Here is an 18541-nt window from a genome sequence, read left to right on the forward strand (position 1 = left end):
CAAAAATGAGTCATTCAACGTTAAAAATCGAATTTTCCAGTTTTTTTTCATATCGAGAAAATCAATATATTGAAGTAACCTAAAAAAATGAGTGAAGCATGAACTACCGATTTAAATAAATGGTCGCACTGAGTATTGTAATAGTGTCACAAAAAATTCATCGATCTTGCCTAGCTCTACCGAGCAACCCAAAAGCCACCTAAACAGCCCTTCCTATCAACCGGCTCGAATCAGTCACTATAATCCTAAAAAATACAGTAAAATGACCGACTTTTATCCTTAGCCAGGCGAACAAATCAAAGTCCTATGAAGCATTATAAAATTGCAGTATTGGCCGGTGACGGCATCGGCCCCGAAATTACCCGTGAAGCCCTTAAAGTTCTTAAACTCATCGAAGAACGTAACGATGTGTCGTTTGAATTAATGCCCGCAGCGTTTGGCGCGTGTGCGTATTTTGCAACCGGCGATGCCTTCCCTCAAGCCACCATCGACATTTGCGACCAAGCCGATGCTATTCTGAAAGGCCCCATTGGTTTAAGCCACGAAGAATCTAAAAAAATCCCCATCGACAAGCAACCCGAACGCGGTGCATTATTGCCTATGCGCCGCCGTTACAACACTTATGCCAATTTTAGGCCAGTCTCTTTACCTAAAGCCTTAGCGCATTTTTCACCGCTCAAAGCTGAAATTATTGGCGAAGGCATCGATTTAGTCATTGTGCGCGAATTGGTCGGCGGCTTGTATTTTGGCCAAAAAGAAAGCGGCATCAATGAACAAGGTCTACGTTATGTTAAAGAAACCTTGGAATACGACGAGTTACAAATCCGCCGCATTATGCACCAAGCCTTCAAATTGGCCAGCAAGCGCCGCAAGTTACTGCACAATATCCACAAAAGTAATGTATTAAAATCCAGCGTATTGTGGAATGAAGTCATGGAAGAAGTGGCAGTGGAATACCCCGATGTCACCGTCTACAACATGCTGGTCGATTCGGCGGCAACCGCATTGTGTTTAAATCCCACCCAGTTTGATGTCATGGTGATGGAAAACATGTTCGGTGATATTTTAAGCGACCAAGGCGGCGGTATTTTGGGCTCATTAGGCTTAATGCCATCGGCCTGCATCGGTGATGACAAAGCGTATTACGAACCCTCACACGGCTCAGCGCCAGATATTGCCGGCAAAAACATCGCCAATCCGTATTCCATGATCGGTTCAGTCGCCATGATGCTGGAAAACAGCTTTGATATGGCAGATGAAGCCAAAAATGTCTGGGCAGCCATGCAAGCGGTGTTTAGCGATGGCTATTCCACGGCTGATTTATCTAAGGCGGGTAGCGGTGTTACTATGATCAGCACCGAGCAATTTGGTGATAAAGTCGTTGAAAAACTTAAGGCTATGCCAAAAGTCAGCTAAGCCACTAACAGTCGATTCAATTATTTTTAAGGCTAAAGTACACGGCAGGCCTGTCAGGTTCTAAAAACCCTACAGGCCTAGTTTTATATAATTCCCATGACTCACTTAACATTAAAATCACTGTGAATTATCATTCATATTAGTATCAGCCATAATTTGTCGGTAGGATATAGCCAAAAGTTGACCGTTGCTACTTCAACATTAATCCTAATATTTGTTTATATTACCCACCCGCTATGGTACTGTTTGCCCGACATGGAATTTCATATAGCTTTTACAACCTCCTATCTCTATGCTTTTTTGATGGGCTTAGCCAGCAGCCTGCATTGCATAGGTATGTGTGGCTCTATCATCGGCACGCTAACTTTTAGCCTTAGCCCAGACATACGCAATAATAAAGCACGCTTATTGCCGTTTGTATTCAATTACAATGCTGGCCGCATTACCAGCTACACTATTGCGGGCGCTTTAGCAGGACTTGCAAGTTCGGTTATTACACTACCCATTCCAGGCTTTGATGGCCACCGAATTCTGCAATTAATCTCCGCATTAATTATGACTGGCGCGGGTCTGTACATTGCTGGTTGGATGCCTCGGTTTGCCTATATCGAAAAAATCGGCATGCGCTTTTGGAAGCTCATCGAGCCGTTTGGCCGCAAACTCATCCCTATTAAAACCCGCCGCCGCGCTTATCTATTTGGTTTGGTGTGGGGCTGGCTACCGTGTGGATTGATTTATTCAGCAGTAGCTTTGGCTGCAACCACAGGTAACCCTCAACAAAGCGCCCTCACCATGTTATTTTTTGGACTGGGCACTTTACCAGCGGTCATGGGCGTAGGTATAATGACCGGTATTCTAACAAGACTGTCTTCAATGCGACGTTTTAAACAAGCAATTGGCCTTTTTATGATTGCTCTCGCATTATTAGCAGCGCTGCCTTGGCTAAACCCTATGGCACTGATTTCGACACACGCCGGATTACATTAAGAGGTAGGCCATGAGTTCTTTCGATCGCATTATCAGCAAATCACCCATTTTGGACACGATTATTCGCAGTGCTAAAATTGCGGCGGCTACCGATGTGACTATCCTGTTAAAAGGCGAAACCGGTGCTGGGAAAGAAGTTATGGCAATCGCTATCCAGCAAGCCAGCCATCGTGCAGCTATGCCCTATTTAACCTTAAACTGTGCCGCCCTACCCGAAAGCCTGATTGAATCAACCCTGTTTGGCCATAAAAAAGGCTCGTTTACCGGCGCAACCAGCAGTAATGAAGGCATTTTTCAGGCTGCTAACGGTGGTACGTTATTTTTGGATGAAATTAATTCATTGCCCATCAGCATACAAGCCAAGTTATTGCGCGTTATTGAAACCGGCGAGTGTTTGGCAGTAGGTGATACCGAATCTTATACCGTTGATGTACGCATTATTGCCGCCAGCAATGGCGATCTGGACAAGCAAATTGCCGATGGCGAATTTAGGCAAGATTTGTACTTTAGGCTCAATGTTGTGCCGCTGGAATTACCCCCGCTGCGCCAACGCACCGAAGACATCGACTATTTGGTGGCGCACTTTTTAACGCTGTTTGAAAAGACCCACCACACGCCTGCACCTAAATTTAGCAAACTGGCGCTCAAAGCCTTGAAAGCCTATCCGTGGCCAGGTAATATTCGTGAGCTACGTAACTTGTGTGAGCGCTTGTCTATTTTATTGGCAGGCACTGTCATTGAGCCGGAAAATCTGCCGCTTGAATTCAGCACTTACAAAAGCAAACACGCCTCAACAAGCGACTATACTTTACCAGAATATGGTTTACAACTAGATGATTTAGAAGCGGATTTAATTCATCAGGCACTCAGCCGCACCAAAGGTAATCGCAGCAAATCGGCAAAATTACTGGGCTTATCACGCGATACGTTGCTATACCGTATGCAAAAACACGGTTTTGCTACGCACTGATAGGTAATGCCGAACTGTAAACTTATCTACAAACACCTTACCCACTGCACAGTAACATTATCGCTGATGCCGTTTGCTCGCAAAACCGATAACTGCGCAAGTTTACCCAAATCACTTTTATTGCTGCTTGGCTGCGCCAACTGTAACAACTCCTGTTCCTTAATATTGCCCCAAAATCCATCGCTGCACAAAATAAAGGTATCACCCGGTTTTTGTGCAGGATAAATATTAATTTCAACCGCACTGGGGCGTTCGGCATTAATACTGCGAGTTAACTTATTTTGTTCAGGATGCCGCGCTATTTCCTGGTCGGTAATCATACCGTTATTAAATAACTGCTGAGGAATGGAGTGATCACGGGTGCGCCACACAACTTGCTGTGCATTCATTCTATACACACGCGAATCGCCGCAATGCCCTGTTAACACAACATTATTATCCATATAAAGAATGGCGCAGGTTGTATAAGCCTGATAACTACTGATGTCGCTGGCAAATAAACGCCGCATTTCTACTACCGCAGCATCAATCCACTGAGTAAATGCGGATACGGGGCTTTTTTCTATACGCTTACCGTGAATATCTGCACACTTAACCAGACCTTGACAAAAAAACCGCGAGGCTTTTTCACCACCATAATGTCCACCCAAACCATCAGCAACCACGAACAACGAAAACCGAGCGTTAATGACATGCGCCATATAATCTTGATTGGTTTCTCGGTCACCCGCCGAAGTTAATTGATAAAACTGGATATCCATTTAATAACCAGTATCAACTTGTCAACAAACGCGCATTATTCATAACGTGCTTTAAATCGCTGATCGCTGCCGGTAACCCGCTAAACAACGCTTGAGCAATAATTGAATAGCCGATATTCAGCTCAACAATTTCGGGTAACGCGCAAATAGCGGCAACGTTATAACAATCTAAACCATGCCCCGCATTAACCTGTAAACCCGACGTGTGTGCATAACTTGCCGCTAATTTAATGCGACTTAATTCTTGCCGCTGTTGCAAGGGCGCTTTAGCCTTAGCATAAGCACCGGTATGTATCTCAATCACTGGCGCACCGGTTTTTAACGCCGCATCAATTTGCATTTCATCAGGATCAATAAACAACGACACCTCAATACCCGCCGCCGCAAGCTTTTCACACGCGGAGTGTACCCGCGAAAAATGCGCGACAACATCCAAACCACCTTCAGTGGTTAATTCTTGGCGTTTTTCAGGCACTAAACAACAAGCAAACGGTTTGAGTTTAACAGCAATAGCTACCATCTCTTCGGTAACAGCCATCTCCATATTCAACCGTGTATGAATCATGTCTTTTAGTAAAAACAAATCACGGTCTTGTATATGGCGACGATCTTCACGCAAATGCGCGGTAATACCATCTGCACCGGCTTGCTCAGCCACTAACGCCGCTTGTACAGGTTCAGGGTAACGTTCGCCCCGCGCTTGTCTTACGGTAGCGATATGGTCGATATTAACCCCTAACAAAACCATTTTTTTAGACATTATGTGTTCTTTTGATAATTTGATTCATCACTTGCCTGCTTTTTAACGGACGACCCTGTAAATACACATCAATAACTCTTCTCATCAGTAACTTTGCTTCGCTCAAAACCTTGGCATCGTACAATGTCTTAGCGTGCAACACTTGCAAGGTAACACCCGATAAGTAGCCTAACGCATCTTCATAAGGACCCTTTTCTATATTAAACGCATAGTTTTTTGCGGCATCAATAGGCAATCCAGTCATAAAATCATATTCTAACTGTAGGCCGTAACCAATTTTTTCAATTAAATTAATTTCAAAAAGCCGCAATGCCCACTCTATTTCTAAAGCTGTTGCCGAGGCCAATGTTGATAAACAACAGTTATAATCGTTGAATACATCAGGGTGTGGATCGTATTGATGCAATAAACACAGTATTAATTCACTGATATAAAAGCCACAATACAATGCAAGCCCATTCAATTCAAGTGCCGCATGCAAAACATCAACATGGGTGAGTATTTTAAGTTCGCCACAACCCACATACGAAACAGCTAAAGCTGTAAACGGTTGCAATAAAGCAGCGCTTTTAGATTTAGCTTTTCGCACGCCTTTTGCAAGCAAGGTGACCCGACCAAAATCCTGGGTGAACACATCAATGATTAAACTGGTTTCGCGGTACTGTCTTTGTTTTAAAATAAAACCAGCTTGCTCATAGACCGCATCACATATCATTAAAACCCAGACTTTGTAAGGCTCGTTCGTTATTTGACCAACCTTTTTTCACTTTAACCCACAGCTGTAAATACACTTTTTGGCCGATCAGTTTTTCAATATCCATACGCGCATCCGTACCAATATTTTTTAGCATTTCGCCTTGCTTACCAACGACAATATTTTTTTGCGTCATCCGTTCTACCCAAATAACCGCGTATATTTTGGTAAGGCCTGGCTTTTCTTGATACAGGCCAATTTCAACGGTGGACTCATAAGGCAGCTCATCACCTAAACGACGTGTCAGCTTTTCCCTGATAATCTCGGCGCACAAAAACCGTTCGGAACGGTCGGTGATTTGCTCAGCATCGTAAATCAAATCACCTTCGGGCAATAACTTAATAATCAAACTTTCCAGTTGCTCTAGGTTGTTGCCTTTTAATGCCGAAATAGGAATTAAATGCTCAAACGGATAACGGTGTTGCGCAGTGGCAATAAACGCCAAAATATCGTCTTTGTCTTTGATTTTATCAAACTTGTTAACCGCTAAAATGACCGGCAAACCAGCTTGCTCTAACTTCTTGAATATAATGTCATCGTATTCATGCCAAAATAATCCGTCAATCAACCAGACAATCACATCAACCCCTAACATGGTGGTATCAGCGGTTTTATTGAGATAATGGTTTAAGGCGCGTTTACCATCGCCGTGCATACCGGGCGTATCGACATAAATAATCTGCCCCGCGTCGGTGGTATTAATACCCGTAATACGATGGCGCGTCGTCTGCGGCTTACGCGAAGTGATGCTGATTTTTTGTTTCAGCAAATGATTCATCAAAGTCGATTTACCAACATTAGGACGACCTATTAAAGCGACAAAACCACAATTCATTGATTACTCTTAATTAATAACTGAAGCATCTGTTCAGCCGCCGATTGTTCGGCTTTTTTTCTGGAAATTCCAACGCCTACACAAAAATCGGGTAGTACGGAAACAGTACATTGAACTTTAAAGACTTGCTCATGAGCAAGACCGGACATGGTAATCAGGGTATACATCGGCAAGTCGAGTTTTTTGGCCTGCATCAACTCTTGCAATTGGGTTTTAGGGTCTTTTTGCCAGTTATCTAAAGATAAAGATTGCAAGCGCTCAACAAACAAATTTTCTATCCATCGCCGACTGGCTTCTATGCCCTGATCCACATACAAAGCACCCATAATAGCTTCCATTGCATCCGATAAAATAGAATCGCGCCGGAAGCCTCCACTTTTAAGCTCGCCCGCACCCAACAATAAATAATCGCCTAACTGCACACCTCTGGCCAAGTCTGCAAGCGAACTTTGATTAACTAAGCCAGCTCTTAAGCGGCTTAGCACGCCTTCGCTGGCGCTCGGAAAGGCTTCAAAGAGTTTTTGCGCGATCACAAAACCTAAAATGGAATCACCCAAAAACTCTAAGCGCTCATTATTGTACGAGCTGACACTGCGATGCGTTAAAGCCAGTGTGAAAAGTTGTGGATCATTGAATACCAAGCCTAATTTATGACACAATACCTGTGGCTTTTTATTCACTTCTGTCCGACCTCGATAACGTCATTAAATTCAGCGAGAATACTCAAGTTACCGACGAGTTTTTTAACCACTTCGTACTGGATAGCAACTTTCAAATAGCCGCCGTGTTTGGTAATTTTAATATCATCTTGCGTCACATCATACACATAATTTAAATTAAAGCGTTTTGCTAAGCTATCCCTGATTTCATATTCACTTTTACTCTCAACTGCTGCTGTTTTTTCCAATGCACTCAATGCATTAGCAACTTTATTGTGATCAAGATAAACCGGCACTATCTTAAGCAACACTAATACAAAAACCGCGATACCCCCCAACAGTAAAATAGTTGAAATCAAGGTTAATCCTCGCTGACGACTAGGCAATAATGTCATTCTTTCCTCCGAAAAAGTTATTTGACTGCCTAGAAGTGTAGCTTATTTTAAAACAGTGCCGATGCGACTGAAGTCAATACCTTTATTATCTAAATCCCAATTCATCCAGATAAAAAAGGCTTTGCCAACTAAATTGGCTTCTGGCACTACGCCCCAGTAACGGCCATCATTACTGTTATCACGGTTATCGCCCATCACAAAATAACTGCCTTTCGGTATCACATAATCACCTTCCGCAGATTCTGCGCCATGCCGTACTAAAATACCGTGTTCGACACCGTCTAAGTTTTCTGTAAAACGTTCGGAACCTGTCATTTCCACCCCCTGCCCTACGCCTTGATAAATACCTAATGACAATTGATCAGCTAATTTTCCATTAATAAACAACTGCTTATTATGGTACGACACTTTATCACCCGGCAAACCGATAATGCGTTTAATGTAATCAACCGTAGGGTCTTTAGGGAAACGAAACACCACGATGTCGCCGTGTTTGGGTTCATTGATTTCAATAATTTTTTTGTTGATGACTGGCAAGCGTATGCCGTAAGTAAACTTATTAACCAATAAAAAATCACCCACCAGTAAGGTAGGCATCATTGATCCCGACGGAATGCGAAACGGTTCAGCTATAAATGATCGTAAACATAAGACAATAAACACCACCGGAAAAAACGATCTGGCATACTCGACCAAGATGGGCTCTTTGTCTTCATCAAACGCTTCGTTTCTGGATTTAAGTATCAACAGATACACACCCCAGATAACACCGGTAACCAAAGTGGCGATAAACAGAAAAAACGAAAAATCATAGTCCATAACAGTAAGCCCAAAGTTTATAGGGGTGAACGCTGGTCGCAGCTATTCTTTATTAAGTTGTAACACGGCCAAAAATGCTTCCTGAGGAATTTCAATATTCCCAACTTGCTTCATGCGTTTTTTACCGGCTTTTTGTTTTTCCAGTAATTTTTTCTTACGGCTGATATCACCACCGTAACATTTGGCAATCACGTTTTTACGCATGGCTTTAACGGTAGAACGGGCAATAACCTTAGATCCTATTGCCGCCTGGATAGCCACTTCGTACATTTGCCGAGGAATCAAGTCTTTCATTTTCTCAACCAGATCGCGGCCACGATTATTGCTCAAATCCCTGTGTACGATAATTGACAAGGCATCGACTTTTTCAGCGTTAATTAATACATCCAACTTGATTAGATCGGCTTCCTGAAAACGCAAGAACTCATAATCAAAAGAGGCAAAGCCACGACTGACCGACTTTAAACGGTCAAAAAAATCTAACACCACTTCACTGAGTGGCATTTCGTAATGCAAAGCCACTTGCCTGCCTGCGTACTGCATGTCTTTTTGCACGCCGCGCTTTTCAATACACAAAGTAATGACACTGCCAACGTAAGCTTCCGGCACCATGATATTGGCGCGAATAATCGGCTCCCTGATTTCCTTAACAATGCCGCCATCCGGTAACTTGGCCGGATTGTCGACCATCAAAACTTGGCCAGTCTGAGTAATCACCTCGTAAATTACCGTCGGCGCGGTGGTGATCAGGTCAACATTGTATTCACGCTCTAAGCGCTCTTGCACAATTTCCATGTGCAACATGCCTAAAAAGCCACAGCGAAAACCAAACCCCAAAGCCTGCGAGGTTTCCGGCTCAAACTGCAAGGCGGCATCATTAAGGTTTAATTTATTTAACGCTTCACGCAAACCTTCATAATCGTCGGAACTAACCGGGTACAAACCGGCAAAAACCCGTGGTTGCACACGCTGAAAACCGGTCAATTGCTCCAGGGCTGGCTTATCTGTCCAGGTAATGGTATCGCCCACCGGCGCACCAAAAATATCTTTAATGCCAGCAACCACATAACCCACTTCGCCGGTATTTAAGAGGTCTTTTTCCAGACGCTTAGGCGTAAACACCCCAACCATATCCACGATAAAAGATTTACCGGTGGACATGATAGTGATTTTCTGTTTTTTGCGGATGCTGCCGTGCATAATGCGAACAAGTGACACCACTCCCAAGTAACTGTCGAACCAGGAATCGATAATCAACGCCTGTAACGGACCGTCAATATTGCCGGTAGGATGCGGCACTTTAAGCACCAGTTGCTCCAACACGTCTTTAACACCTAAACCGGTTTTGGCACTGATCATCAGTGCTTCATCGGCAGGTATGCCGATGATTTCTTCAATTTCTGTCAGCACGCGCTCAGGTTCTGCGGAGGGTAAATCAATCTTATTGAGCACCGGAACAACTTCCAGCCCCTGCTCTATCGCCGTGTAGCAATTGGCCACGCTTTGCGCCTCAACACCTTGCGCGGCATCAACCACCAGCAACGCACCTTCACAAGCGGCTAACGAGCGGGATACTTCGTAAGAAAAATCGACGTGCCCTGGCGTATCAATAAAGTTAAGCTGGTAAATTTCACCGTCCTGCGCCTTAAAATCCAAGGTGACACTTTGCGCTTTAATAGTAATGCCGCGCTCTTTTTCTATGTCCATCGAATCAAGGACTTGTGCTGACATTTCCCTGGCTGTTAAGCCGCCACATAATTGAATAAAACGATCTGCGAGTGTTGATTTACCATGATCAATATGCGCGATAATGGAGAAGTTTCTGATATGTTTTAAATCCACTGAGTCTTCGATGGGCTGTGTGTTACTAAGCACCAACCTAAATCATCAAGCAAATTCATCCTGCTTGGTATGTGGTTAGCGGTGTGTATTATTTTGAGGGCGATTATAACAGACATAGGTGGATCGAGATCCCACCATCAACGTTGAATCTGCAAAAGTGGATTAAAAATCACACTCCTTAACAGCGTGTGGACCACACGGCTAACAAAATTTTTACCAAAATAACGTAATATCATAATAACTGATGTTACGCACCGACTACGAACTATCAATAACTTACAGTTATTTTTTGCTTTGTAAGTCATTGATTCTTCGTTTGCCTACGTAACATCAGATAATAACTGATGTTACGCACCCATTTATAAAGATCAATAAGTTACGAATTTTTGAATTCGCTACAGCCCTTGATTCTTCTGACAGCCTGCGTAACATCAGATAATAACGAAAAACATTATCGGCGCTGGCCAGTGCTAGATTTTCTAATTTAGCTTGGGTTAATAACAGCCTATCGAAAGGATATTTATGATGCGCAAGTAATTCAAATAATGCAAAAACATGAGGGTTTTCAATAGGTAATATTTTTCAAACTATTGTTTTCGCACTGTTCTGCAATTAATGCACTGAGCGGCAATTCAAGGTCAAGCTTGCCAGTTGATGCTTGATCTGCATCTCCCAAATACTGACAATACTTAAGAATATATCATTATTTGTATCGTAATACGCTGTCAATACGTTTTGAGGAATTTTTTCGGGGCATGTTTCAGCCACAAAAAAGCATGCGTATCCAAGAGTATGTTCATGATTCATCCAGCCAAAAATCATCAGTTAATGCTTCGTCAAGATCATCATGGATAGTAATTTTGCCCTTGTATTCACCCACAGTTCGTTTTTTAATAGCGTTTTTTTGTTGTTTGCGCAAAAAAACGACAAAATCCGAAACTTGTTTTTGCAGTTCAGGGGGCAGGATTTCAATTTCTTGTAAAAGTCTTTGGCCGTGCATACAGCGTTTTCAACTTAGGACAGTTACAGCCACCGTTCGTGCTGAGCTTGTCGAAGCACGAACGGCACACTTCGACAAGCTCAGTGCGAACGGTTACGCTGTAACTATTGAACTGTGAAAACGCTGTAGTACATCAAATCATATAAAAACAGGATAATAAAAATCTTCAAATCATGAATGAAACGCTGTTGTGTACTACATCAAGTTAATATTTAAATCCTGTTGATTTACAATTTGGTGTAGTAGGTATTTTCCCCAGATTATTACTAGTACATCAAATCATATAAAAACAGGATAATAAAAATCTTCAAATCATGAATAAAACGCTGTTGTGTACTACATCAAGTTAATATTTAAATCCTGTTGATTTACAATTTGGTGTACTAGCAAAATAACTCACTGCCAATCATCAATCACCAAAAATATCGGTTAAAATAATTGCAAGGCCAGCATAATCGCATCTTCGCGGCCATTTTCGGCGGGGTAATAATCTTTTCGAACCCCGATTTCGTTAAACCCAAGGCTCTCATAAAGACCAATAGCGCCAACATTAGACGGCCTCACTTCCAGAAAAACCGTCTCAACCTTGCCACGCACTGATTCAATAATATGCTCCATCATCTTTCGGCCTATGCCCTGTTTTTGTTCGGCAGGGTCAACTGAAATATTCAGGATATGCGCTTCACCTACCGCCACAGATGCCAAGCAATACGCCAGCACATTGCCTTGCTCTTCGCAGACCCAACAGTTATAACCCACCCTGAAACAGTCGGTAAAAATATCTTCTTGCCAGGGGAAAGGATAGTTTTTGGTTTCAATCTCCATCACACGCGGCAAATCGGAATGCAGCATGGTGCGCATACGTAACAAATCGTTTCTGCTCACTGAATCAGGGAATAGTTGTGCATAAAATTCTCTATCGGCATCGTAAACTACAAAGTTTTTAATCTTGTCCAACAGCCCTCGCATAATTAACCTTTTATATCTTTTAGTGTGCGTACTGCCAATTGTAAATCCAGCCAAGCCTTTTGCTTTTCTGACGGAGCGCGTAACAAGTACGCAGGGTGATAGACTACAATAACTGGCGATTTATTAAAAGCATGAACTTTACCGCGCAGTTCGGAAATTGGCACATCTACCTTTAACAAGGTTTGAGCAGCCAATGCACCCAGTACCAAAATTATCTTGGGTTGCACCAAGGCGTATTGCCGCAATAAGTACTGATGGCAACTTTCAAGCTCATCAACATGGGGCTTACGGTCATTCGGTGGCCTACATTTTACGATATTGGTGATAAAAACAGCGTCACGACTTAAACCAATGGCACGCAGCATTTCTGTCAATAACTGCCCTGCACTGTCAACAAACGACAGGCCTTGCGCGTCTTCGTGCTGGCCTGGTGCGTCACCAATAATCATCCACTCAGCATTTTTGTTACCAGAGCCGAAAACCGTCTGCGTGCGCGTCTCACACAAAACACAGTGTTTACAGTCGGTAACTTCCGCTTGCAATGCGTCCCAGTTATCGTTTATTGCGGGTATAAATTGCTCAACAATAGCGGCGATTGGCGTGTCGATAAGCGACGTTTTGGGCAGCCATACATCAACACCCAGCGCCTGAAGATAATGTAAACGTATTGAGTTATCCAAAGCGGTTCATTGTCCTTGTCAGTATTTCAATAAGCATAATATCAGCCAAGCCTTATCAGCACTACCACTGAACGCATAATGCAAGTAACATGCTAGGCATTTTAAGATAACCCCGTCAATAACTCAAAGCGCCCTATTTATGGGCATAGTGTAAATCAATTTCCCCATTCTCAATATGCCTATCGCAACTGATACTACCAATACCAACACGCTGTACAAAAAAATCGCTTGGCGCTTAATGCCATTTTTGTTTTTTGGTTATGTGGCTGCCTATATCGACCGCATGAACGTCAGCTTTGCCAAGTTACAAATGGCCGGTGATTTAGGCTTTAGCGATACGGTTTATGGCATGGGAGCAGGCATTTTTTTTGTCGGTTACTTTTTCTTTGAAGTGCCTAGCAACATCATGTTGCATAAAATTGGCGCACGTATCTGGCTGACCCGCATTATGCTGATGTGGGGGGTTATTTCCAGCGCCATGATGTTTGCTGACAGCCCACTCAGTTTTTATGGCTTACGTTTATTACTGGGCATGGGTGAGGCGGGGTTTTTCCCTGGCATTATCTTGTATTTAACCTATTGGTTTCCCAATCGCTACCGCGCCAAATGTACCGCCGTATTTATTTTTGGCATTGCCTTTTCAGGTATTATCAGTGGGCCTATTTCCGGCTGGATCATGGAAAATCTGCAAAACGTCCATAACTTACGTGGCTGGCAATGGTTATTTTTACTGGAAGGTTTACTGGCAGTGCTGTTAGGCTGTATCGCACCGTTTATCTTGCAGGATAAGCCTGAAAATGCACCGTGGTTAACCGCCGATGAAAAACGTTTGGTACGCGAACATCTTACTGCCGAACAACAACTGGCGGTAACTCAACACGCCGCATTTAAAGAAATTTTGGCCAATGCCAATATCTGGCTGCTCAGTGGCATTTATTTTTTGTTGGTGGCGGGTTTGTACAGTATTTCGTTTTGGCTGCCACAAATCATCCATGACTTTGGCCAAACCAGTTTGGTTACTACCGGCTTGCTCAGCTCAATTCCGTATCTCTGCGCCAGTATCGGCATGGGGCTAATCGCCTATTATTCAGATAAGCACAACGAACGTTACCGCATCATGCTGGCGTGCATGCTGGTGGGTGCGCTGGGTTTATTTGCCAGCGCGTGGTTTCAATCGCCGATCAGCTTATCGTTACTCAGTCTTTCTATAGCCTGTACTGGCATCATGGCGTGTTTTACGCTATTTTGGACAATTCCCACCAAAATCCTCTCCAACACCAATATGACTGCTGCGGCCGGTATCGCTATGATTAATTCGCTGGGCGGTTTAGGCGGTTATATCGGGCCGTTTTTACTGGGCTGGATTAAAGACACCACGCATAATTTAAGTGCAGGGCTGTATGTGTTGTCAATAGGCTTATTAATGGCCATGGGATTGTTAATATTAGTGCAAAGACGGGTTGCCATTTGACAAACAGCGCTTTTAATCACCAGGCTCCTCTGCCTTAATCAGACAAATAATATTCAACGGTAGAGACTACGCGGATTTTTTTGATATGCGGATTGTTAGTGTCTCGTGGCTCAATGGTAAACTGGCCTTGCGAAGCTTGTTTGATTTTACCCAGTTTGCTGTTGGAATCACCAGCGAATTTTTGCGCCACTTCCCGCGCTTTAGTAGTGGCCTCCTGAATCATTTCTGGCTTTATCTGATTGAGTTGACTGTACAAATATTCTTCCGTTTGTCCTTGACTACTGCCGGTTAATGCAATACCTTTTTTACCTAATTCCGAAATGGCGCTCATGTGTGTACGCACCAGCGCCACGTTACTTGAATAGACCGTTACGGCCTGCAAAGCGGTATATCTAAAATCGGCATGCGTACCATCACTGTAAGCTTGTGCCGATTTATCGGTGATTGCAGGCGGTGAAACAGTAATTTCAGCTTCTTTGATACCGGCTTGCAATAGGTAGTCTTTAATAGTTTTGGCATTGCTTTCAAGGCTACCGTACAACTTTCCCAAGTCGTTATCGGCTACGGCGTATTGAATCGGCCAAATAACAATATCTGAAGGCATTTCGCGCTCAGATAAGCCTTTTACCGCAACGGTGCGTTCGTATTCTTTAAAGCGAATAGCGGCATCACCTAAAAAATAACCTAATGCTGCTAATCCTAAAAAAATAAACAATCCTAAAATAAATGCACTGGTATTTTGCTTTTCTTGCATTTTTTTCTCCAAAGGCGTTTCAATTAATTAAGATACACGACAATCATATGTTGCTTACGTAGCGTTCGCCCCATCTGTTATTGCACCACACGTTGGCTGATTTTATAGAATCGTAGGGTGGTTTCGCACCAGCAAACCACCCTACAGGCAGAGCGAAATGATGCGCTTCATTCAGTACATTCTGTCATACAAATGTCACAAAATTGTCATCACCGTTTAATATAAATTCATGATTATAGACCTCATCCAAAACACTTAAAGAGAGTATTATCATGAAACAAGGCAATATTTACCAAAATCCCACTTCCCTTAATGACAGCTTGTTTACGCATAGCAACTTATCTACGTCAACAACATTATGGCTTTACCGTTTAACGATGGCTCTTTTTTGCCTACTGGCACCTTGGGGGGTTGAACTGTTTGCCGACGAATTTTTTTTATTGTCCCATGACGGATGGCATCTCTACCCGCTATAGCGCGTAAGATAGTTGAATCGTAGGGTGATTTCGCGCCAGCAAACACCCTACAGGCAGAGCCATAGGATGTACTGGTGCTAAAAACAAGCAAAATCAACCCTTCAATTTCGCCATCAGCCTCTTGTTGACTTCAGCCGGATTAGCCTTGCCCTGCATTTCCCGCATCACCTGCCCGACAAAGAAACCGAATACCTTGTCTTTACCACTGCGATATTGCTCAACCTGATCCATATTAGCAGCCATAATGCCATCAATAATGCTTTCTATAGCGCCGCTATCACTGATCTGCCTTAAGCCTTTGGCATTGATGACATCATCAGCACTGACTGGATGTTGCCACATTTCCTCAAACACCTGCTTGGCGATTTTGCCGGAAATAGTCTCATCGCTGATACGTGCCAATAAACCCGCCAAACGTGGATAATTAACCGGCGAATCAGAAATTTCCAGACCCGCCTTATTCAGCGCCGCCGACAAATCACCGGTAATCCAGTTGGCACACAATTTGGCATCACAGCCGGATGCTGCAACCGTGGCTTCAAAATAATCCGCCAACGGGCGAGATGATGTCAATTGCGTGGCATTGTCTTCATCCAGGCCATACACCTCTTTAAAGCGCTGTTTTTTGGCCACCGGTAATTCAGGTAGCTGCGCTTTAATCTGCGCTTTAAATTCCTCGCTGATAATGACAGGCAGCAAATCAGGGTCGGGAAAATAGCGGTAATCATTGGCTTCTTCCTTGCTGCGCATCGAGCGGGTTTCATCTTTCACCGAGTCATACAAACGGGTTTCCTGCACTACTCTGCCACCGCTTTCGATCAGCTCGATTTGGCGCTCGACCTCATGGTTAATGGCTTTTTCGACAAACTTGAAGGAATTGATGTTTTTGATTTCGGCACGCGTACCAAACTCCGCCTGGCCTTTTGGGCGCACCGAGACATTGGCATCGCAACGGAACGAACCTTCCTGCATATTGCCGTCACAAATGCCTAAATAACGCACCAGCTCGTGCAGCTTGCGCATATACGCCACCGCTTCTTTGGCAGAACGCATATCCGGTTCGGAGACAATCTCCAGCAATGGCGTACCGGCACGGTTTAAATCAATACCGCTCAAGCCCTGAAAGTTCTCATGCAGCGACTTACCGGCATCTTCTTCCAAATGGGCACGGGTAATGCCGATACGCTTGGTTTCGCCATCCACGTCAATATCCAGATGCCCTATGCCAACAATGGGCAAATCCATCTGACTGATTTGGTAACCTTTCGGTAAATCAGGGTAAAAATAATTCTTCCGCGCAAACACGGAATAAGGTGCAATATGCGCCTCAATCGCCATGCCAAAGATAACCGCCATGCGCACGGCTTCCTGGTTTAATACCGGCAACACGCCCGGAAAACCCAAATCAACCGCACAGGCTTGGCTATTAGGTGCCGCACCATACGCAGTCGCTGCCCCAGAAAAAATCTTTGATTTTGTTGCCAGCTGGGTATGGATTTCCAGACCGATTACGACTTCCCAATTTTCCATAGCCATCCCCTACTCAAAGCCTTTAGGACTTTTTTGATGCCAATCGGTGATTTTTTGATACTGATGGGCGATATTTAATAAGCGCTGTTCGGCAAAATAATTGCCGATGATGTGCAGACCCACCGGCTTGTGTTGTGCAAAACCCGCCGGAACCGACATCGCCGGCAAACCGGCCAGGTTAATGGCAATGGTGTAAATATCGGAGAGATACATTTCAATCGGGTTATTGATTTTTTCACCGATACCAAATGCTACCGACGGCGCAACCGGCCCCATAATGACATCCACTTCTTGCAGGGCGCGTTTGAAATCTTCGGCAATTAAACGCCGTACTTTTTGGGCTTTTAGATAATAGGCATCATAGTAACCGGCGGATAACGCATAGGTTCCCATCAGGATACGGCGCTTAACTTCCTTACCAAATGCCTCACCGCGTGAGCGCACGTACAAATCGGTTAAATCGACAGGATCTTTGCAGCGATAGCCAAAGCGCACGCCGTCAAAGCGCGACAAATTGGCCGAGCATTCAGCGGATGCAATCACATAATAAGCAGGGATCGCCAAGTTTAAATTCGGTATGGAGATTTCCTTGATGATTGCGCCAAGCTTTTGATATTCCTTAATGGCCGCCTCAATCACCGCCGCCACATCGGGCGCTAACCCTTCCCCAAAAAATTCTTTTGGCAAGCCAATGCTTAAACCTTGTAAGCTGGTATTAAGCCCTGCCAGATAATCCGGCACAGCGCAGTCAACGCTAGTGGAATCTTTCGGATCAAATCCCGCCATAGCCTGTAACACGATGGCCGCATCTTCCGCACTGCGCGTCATCGGCCCACCTTGGTCCAAACTGGAGGCATAGGCAATCATGCCATAGCGCGATACGCGACCGTAAGTGGGTTTTAAACCGGTAATACCACAATGCGAAGCCGGTTGACGGATAGATCCACCGGTATCGGTACCGGTGGCACATACCGCCAAACCCGCTGCAACCGCCGCCGCCGAACCACCGGACGAGCCGCCGGGTACAGCGTTCAGATCCCAAGGATTTTTAACCGCACCGTAATAACTGTTTTCGTTGGAAGAGCCCATCGCAAACTCGTCCATATTGAGCTTACCTAGCATTACTGCGCCCGCAGTGTTAAATTTTTCTATCACCGTGGCGTTATAGGGTGCCAAAAAATTATCCAGCATTTTAGAACCACAACTGGTTTTAACACCTTGGGTACAAAAAATATCTTTTTGGGCAATAGGAATGCCGGTGAGTAAATTAGCTTCACCTGTCGCCAATTTTAAATCAGCCGCTTGAGCCGTTTGCAAGGCCAAGTCTTCGGTAACAGTGATATAAGCATTAAGCGTGTCATACTGCTTAATTCTATTTAGGAAAGTTTGCGTTAACTCAACGCTGGAAAAGTCACCGGCACGCAAACCCTGCGCCAGTTCAATAATGGTTTTAGTGTGCATGA

18 protein-coding genes are annotated in these 18541 nt (G+C 44.1%); 4 read left to right on the forward strand and 14 right to left on the reverse strand.

Annotated features, from left to right (window positions below):
* Window positions 1-306 precede the first annotated feature (306 nt).
* From leuB to CRENPOLYSF2_RS06995, 3 genes are all read left to right on the forward strand, one after another.
* Complete coding sequence (gene leuB, locus CRENPOLYSF2_RS06985) at window positions 307-1416, forward strand: 3-isopropylmalate dehydrogenase (protein ID WP_087143235.1); 1110 nt, start codon at window positions 307-309, stop codon at window positions 1414-1416.
* A gap of 255 nt (window positions 1417-1671) precedes the next feature.
* Window positions 1672-2403, forward strand: a complete 732-nt coding sequence (locus tag CRENPOLYSF2_RS06990) for a sulfite exporter TauE/SafE family protein (protein ID WP_087143236.1) — start codon at window positions 1672-1674, stop codon at window positions 2401-2403.
* Window positions 2404-2413: 10 nt separating this feature from the next.
* Window positions 2414-3373: a sigma-54 interaction domain-containing protein gene (locus CRENPOLYSF2_RS06995; RefSeq protein ID WP_087143237.1), complete on the forward strand. Its 960-nt coding sequence runs from the start codon at window positions 2414-2416 to the stop codon at window positions 3371-3373.
* A 26-nt stretch (window positions 3374-3399) separates the two neighbouring features.
* Here CRENPOLYSF2_RS06995 and CRENPOLYSF2_RS07000 read toward each other — a convergent pair whose 3' ends face one another.
* The 11 genes from CRENPOLYSF2_RS07000 to CRENPOLYSF2_RS07050 form a co-directional block, all read right to left on the reverse strand.
* On the reverse strand, window positions 3400-4134 hold the full coding sequence (locus tag CRENPOLYSF2_RS07000; protein ID WP_087143238.1) for a PP2C family protein-serine/threonine phosphatase: 735 nt from the start codon (window positions 4132-4134) through the stop codon (window positions 3400-3402).
* A gap of 13 nt (window positions 4135-4147) precedes the next feature.
* A complete protein-coding gene (gene pdxJ / locus CRENPOLYSF2_RS07005) occupies window positions 4148-4894 on the reverse strand; it encodes a pyridoxine 5'-phosphate synthase (RefSeq protein ID WP_087143239.1) in 747 nt (248 codons plus the stop codon).
* Window positions 4887-5609 (reverse strand): DNA repair protein RecO, encoded by a 723-nt coding sequence (gene recO, locus CRENPOLYSF2_RS07010; RefSeq protein WP_087143240.1) that lies wholly within the window; start codon window positions 5607-5609, stop codon window positions 4887-4889. The genes pdxJ and recO overlap by 8 nt, the downstream gene beginning before the upstream one ends.
* The gene (era, locus tag CRENPOLYSF2_RS07015; protein WP_087143241.1) at window positions 5599-6483 is read right to left on the reverse strand and encodes a GTPase Era; all 885 of its coding nucleotides are present in this window, start codon (window positions 6481-6483) and stop codon (window positions 5599-5601) included. Before era ends, recO begins: the two co-directional genes overlap by 11 nt.
* Window positions 6480-7163: a ribonuclease III gene (gene rnc / locus CRENPOLYSF2_RS07020; RefSeq protein ID WP_087143242.1), complete on the reverse strand. Its 684-nt coding sequence runs from the start codon at window positions 7161-7163 to the stop codon at window positions 6480-6482. Before rnc ends, era begins: the two co-directional genes overlap by 4 nt.
* A complete protein-coding gene (locus CRENPOLYSF2_RS07025) occupies window positions 7160-7537 on the reverse strand; it encodes a DUF4845 domain-containing protein (RefSeq protein ID WP_087143243.1) in 378 nt (125 codons plus the stop codon). Before CRENPOLYSF2_RS07025 ends, rnc begins: the two co-directional genes overlap by 4 nt.
* Before the next feature lie 42 nt (window positions 7538-7579).
* The gene (lepB, locus tag CRENPOLYSF2_RS07030) at window positions 7580-8356 is read right to left on the reverse strand and encodes a signal peptidase I (protein ID WP_087143244.1); all 777 of its coding nucleotides are present in this window, start codon (window positions 8354-8356) and stop codon (window positions 7580-7582) included.
* Between the two features lie 42 nt (window positions 8357-8398).
* Window positions 8399-10198 carry a translation elongation factor 4 gene (gene lepA, locus CRENPOLYSF2_RS07035; protein ID WP_087143277.1) on the reverse strand — a complete coding sequence of 600 codons (1800 nt, stop codon included), beginning with the start codon at window positions 10196-10198 and terminating at the stop codon, window positions 8399-8401.
* A gap of 796 nt (window positions 10199-10994) precedes the next feature.
* The gene (locus CRENPOLYSF2_RS07040; protein ID WP_087143245.1) at window positions 10995-11198 is read right to left on the reverse strand and encodes a DUF2281 domain-containing protein; all 204 of its coding nucleotides are present in this window, start codon (window positions 11196-11198) and stop codon (window positions 10995-10997) included.
* Between the two features lie 429 nt (window positions 11199-11627).
* Entirely contained in the window at window positions 11628-12167 is a 540-nt protein-coding gene (gene rimI / locus CRENPOLYSF2_RS07045; RefSeq protein ID WP_087143246.1) for a ribosomal protein S18-alanine N-acetyltransferase, read from the reverse strand.
* A gap of 2 nt (window positions 12168-12169) precedes the next feature.
* Window positions 12170-12847 (reverse strand): uracil-DNA glycosylase, encoded by a 678-nt coding sequence (locus CRENPOLYSF2_RS07050; protein ID WP_087143247.1) that lies wholly within the window; start codon window positions 12845-12847, stop codon window positions 12170-12172.
* 175 nt (window positions 12848-13022) lie between these two features.
* Between CRENPOLYSF2_RS07050 and CRENPOLYSF2_RS07055 the strand changes: the two genes are divergently transcribed.
* A complete protein-coding gene (locus tag CRENPOLYSF2_RS07055) occupies window positions 13023-14318 on the forward strand; it encodes an MFS transporter (RefSeq protein WP_087143248.1) in 1296 nt (431 codons plus the stop codon).
* A gap of 34 nt (window positions 14319-14352) precedes the next feature.
* Here the strand turns inward: CRENPOLYSF2_RS07055 and CRENPOLYSF2_RS07060 are convergent, their stop codons facing one another.
* The 3 genes from CRENPOLYSF2_RS07060 to gatA form a co-directional block, all read right to left on the reverse strand.
* On the reverse strand, window positions 14353-15072 hold the full coding sequence (locus CRENPOLYSF2_RS07060) for an SIMPL domain-containing protein (RefSeq protein WP_087143249.1): 720 nt from the start codon (window positions 15070-15072) through the stop codon (window positions 14353-14355).
* A 569-nt stretch (window positions 15073-15641) separates the two neighbouring features.
* Complete coding sequence (gene gatB, locus CRENPOLYSF2_RS07070; RefSeq protein WP_087143251.1) at window positions 15642-17078, reverse strand: Asp-tRNA(Asn)/Glu-tRNA(Gln) amidotransferase subunit GatB; 1437 nt, start codon at window positions 17076-17078, stop codon at window positions 15642-15644.
* Between the two features lie 9 nt (window positions 17079-17087).
* Window positions 17088-18539 (reverse strand): Asp-tRNA(Asn)/Glu-tRNA(Gln) amidotransferase subunit GatA, encoded by a 1452-nt coding sequence (gene gatA, locus CRENPOLYSF2_RS07075; RefSeq protein WP_087143252.1) that lies wholly within the window; start codon window positions 18537-18539, stop codon window positions 17088-17090.
* Between the last annotated feature and the right edge of the window lie 2 nt (window positions 18540-18541).

The organism is Crenothrix polyspora (assembly GCF_900163755.1).
GTDB lineage: Bacteria > Pseudomonadota > Gammaproteobacteria > Methylococcales > Methylomonadaceae > Crenothrix > Crenothrix polyspora.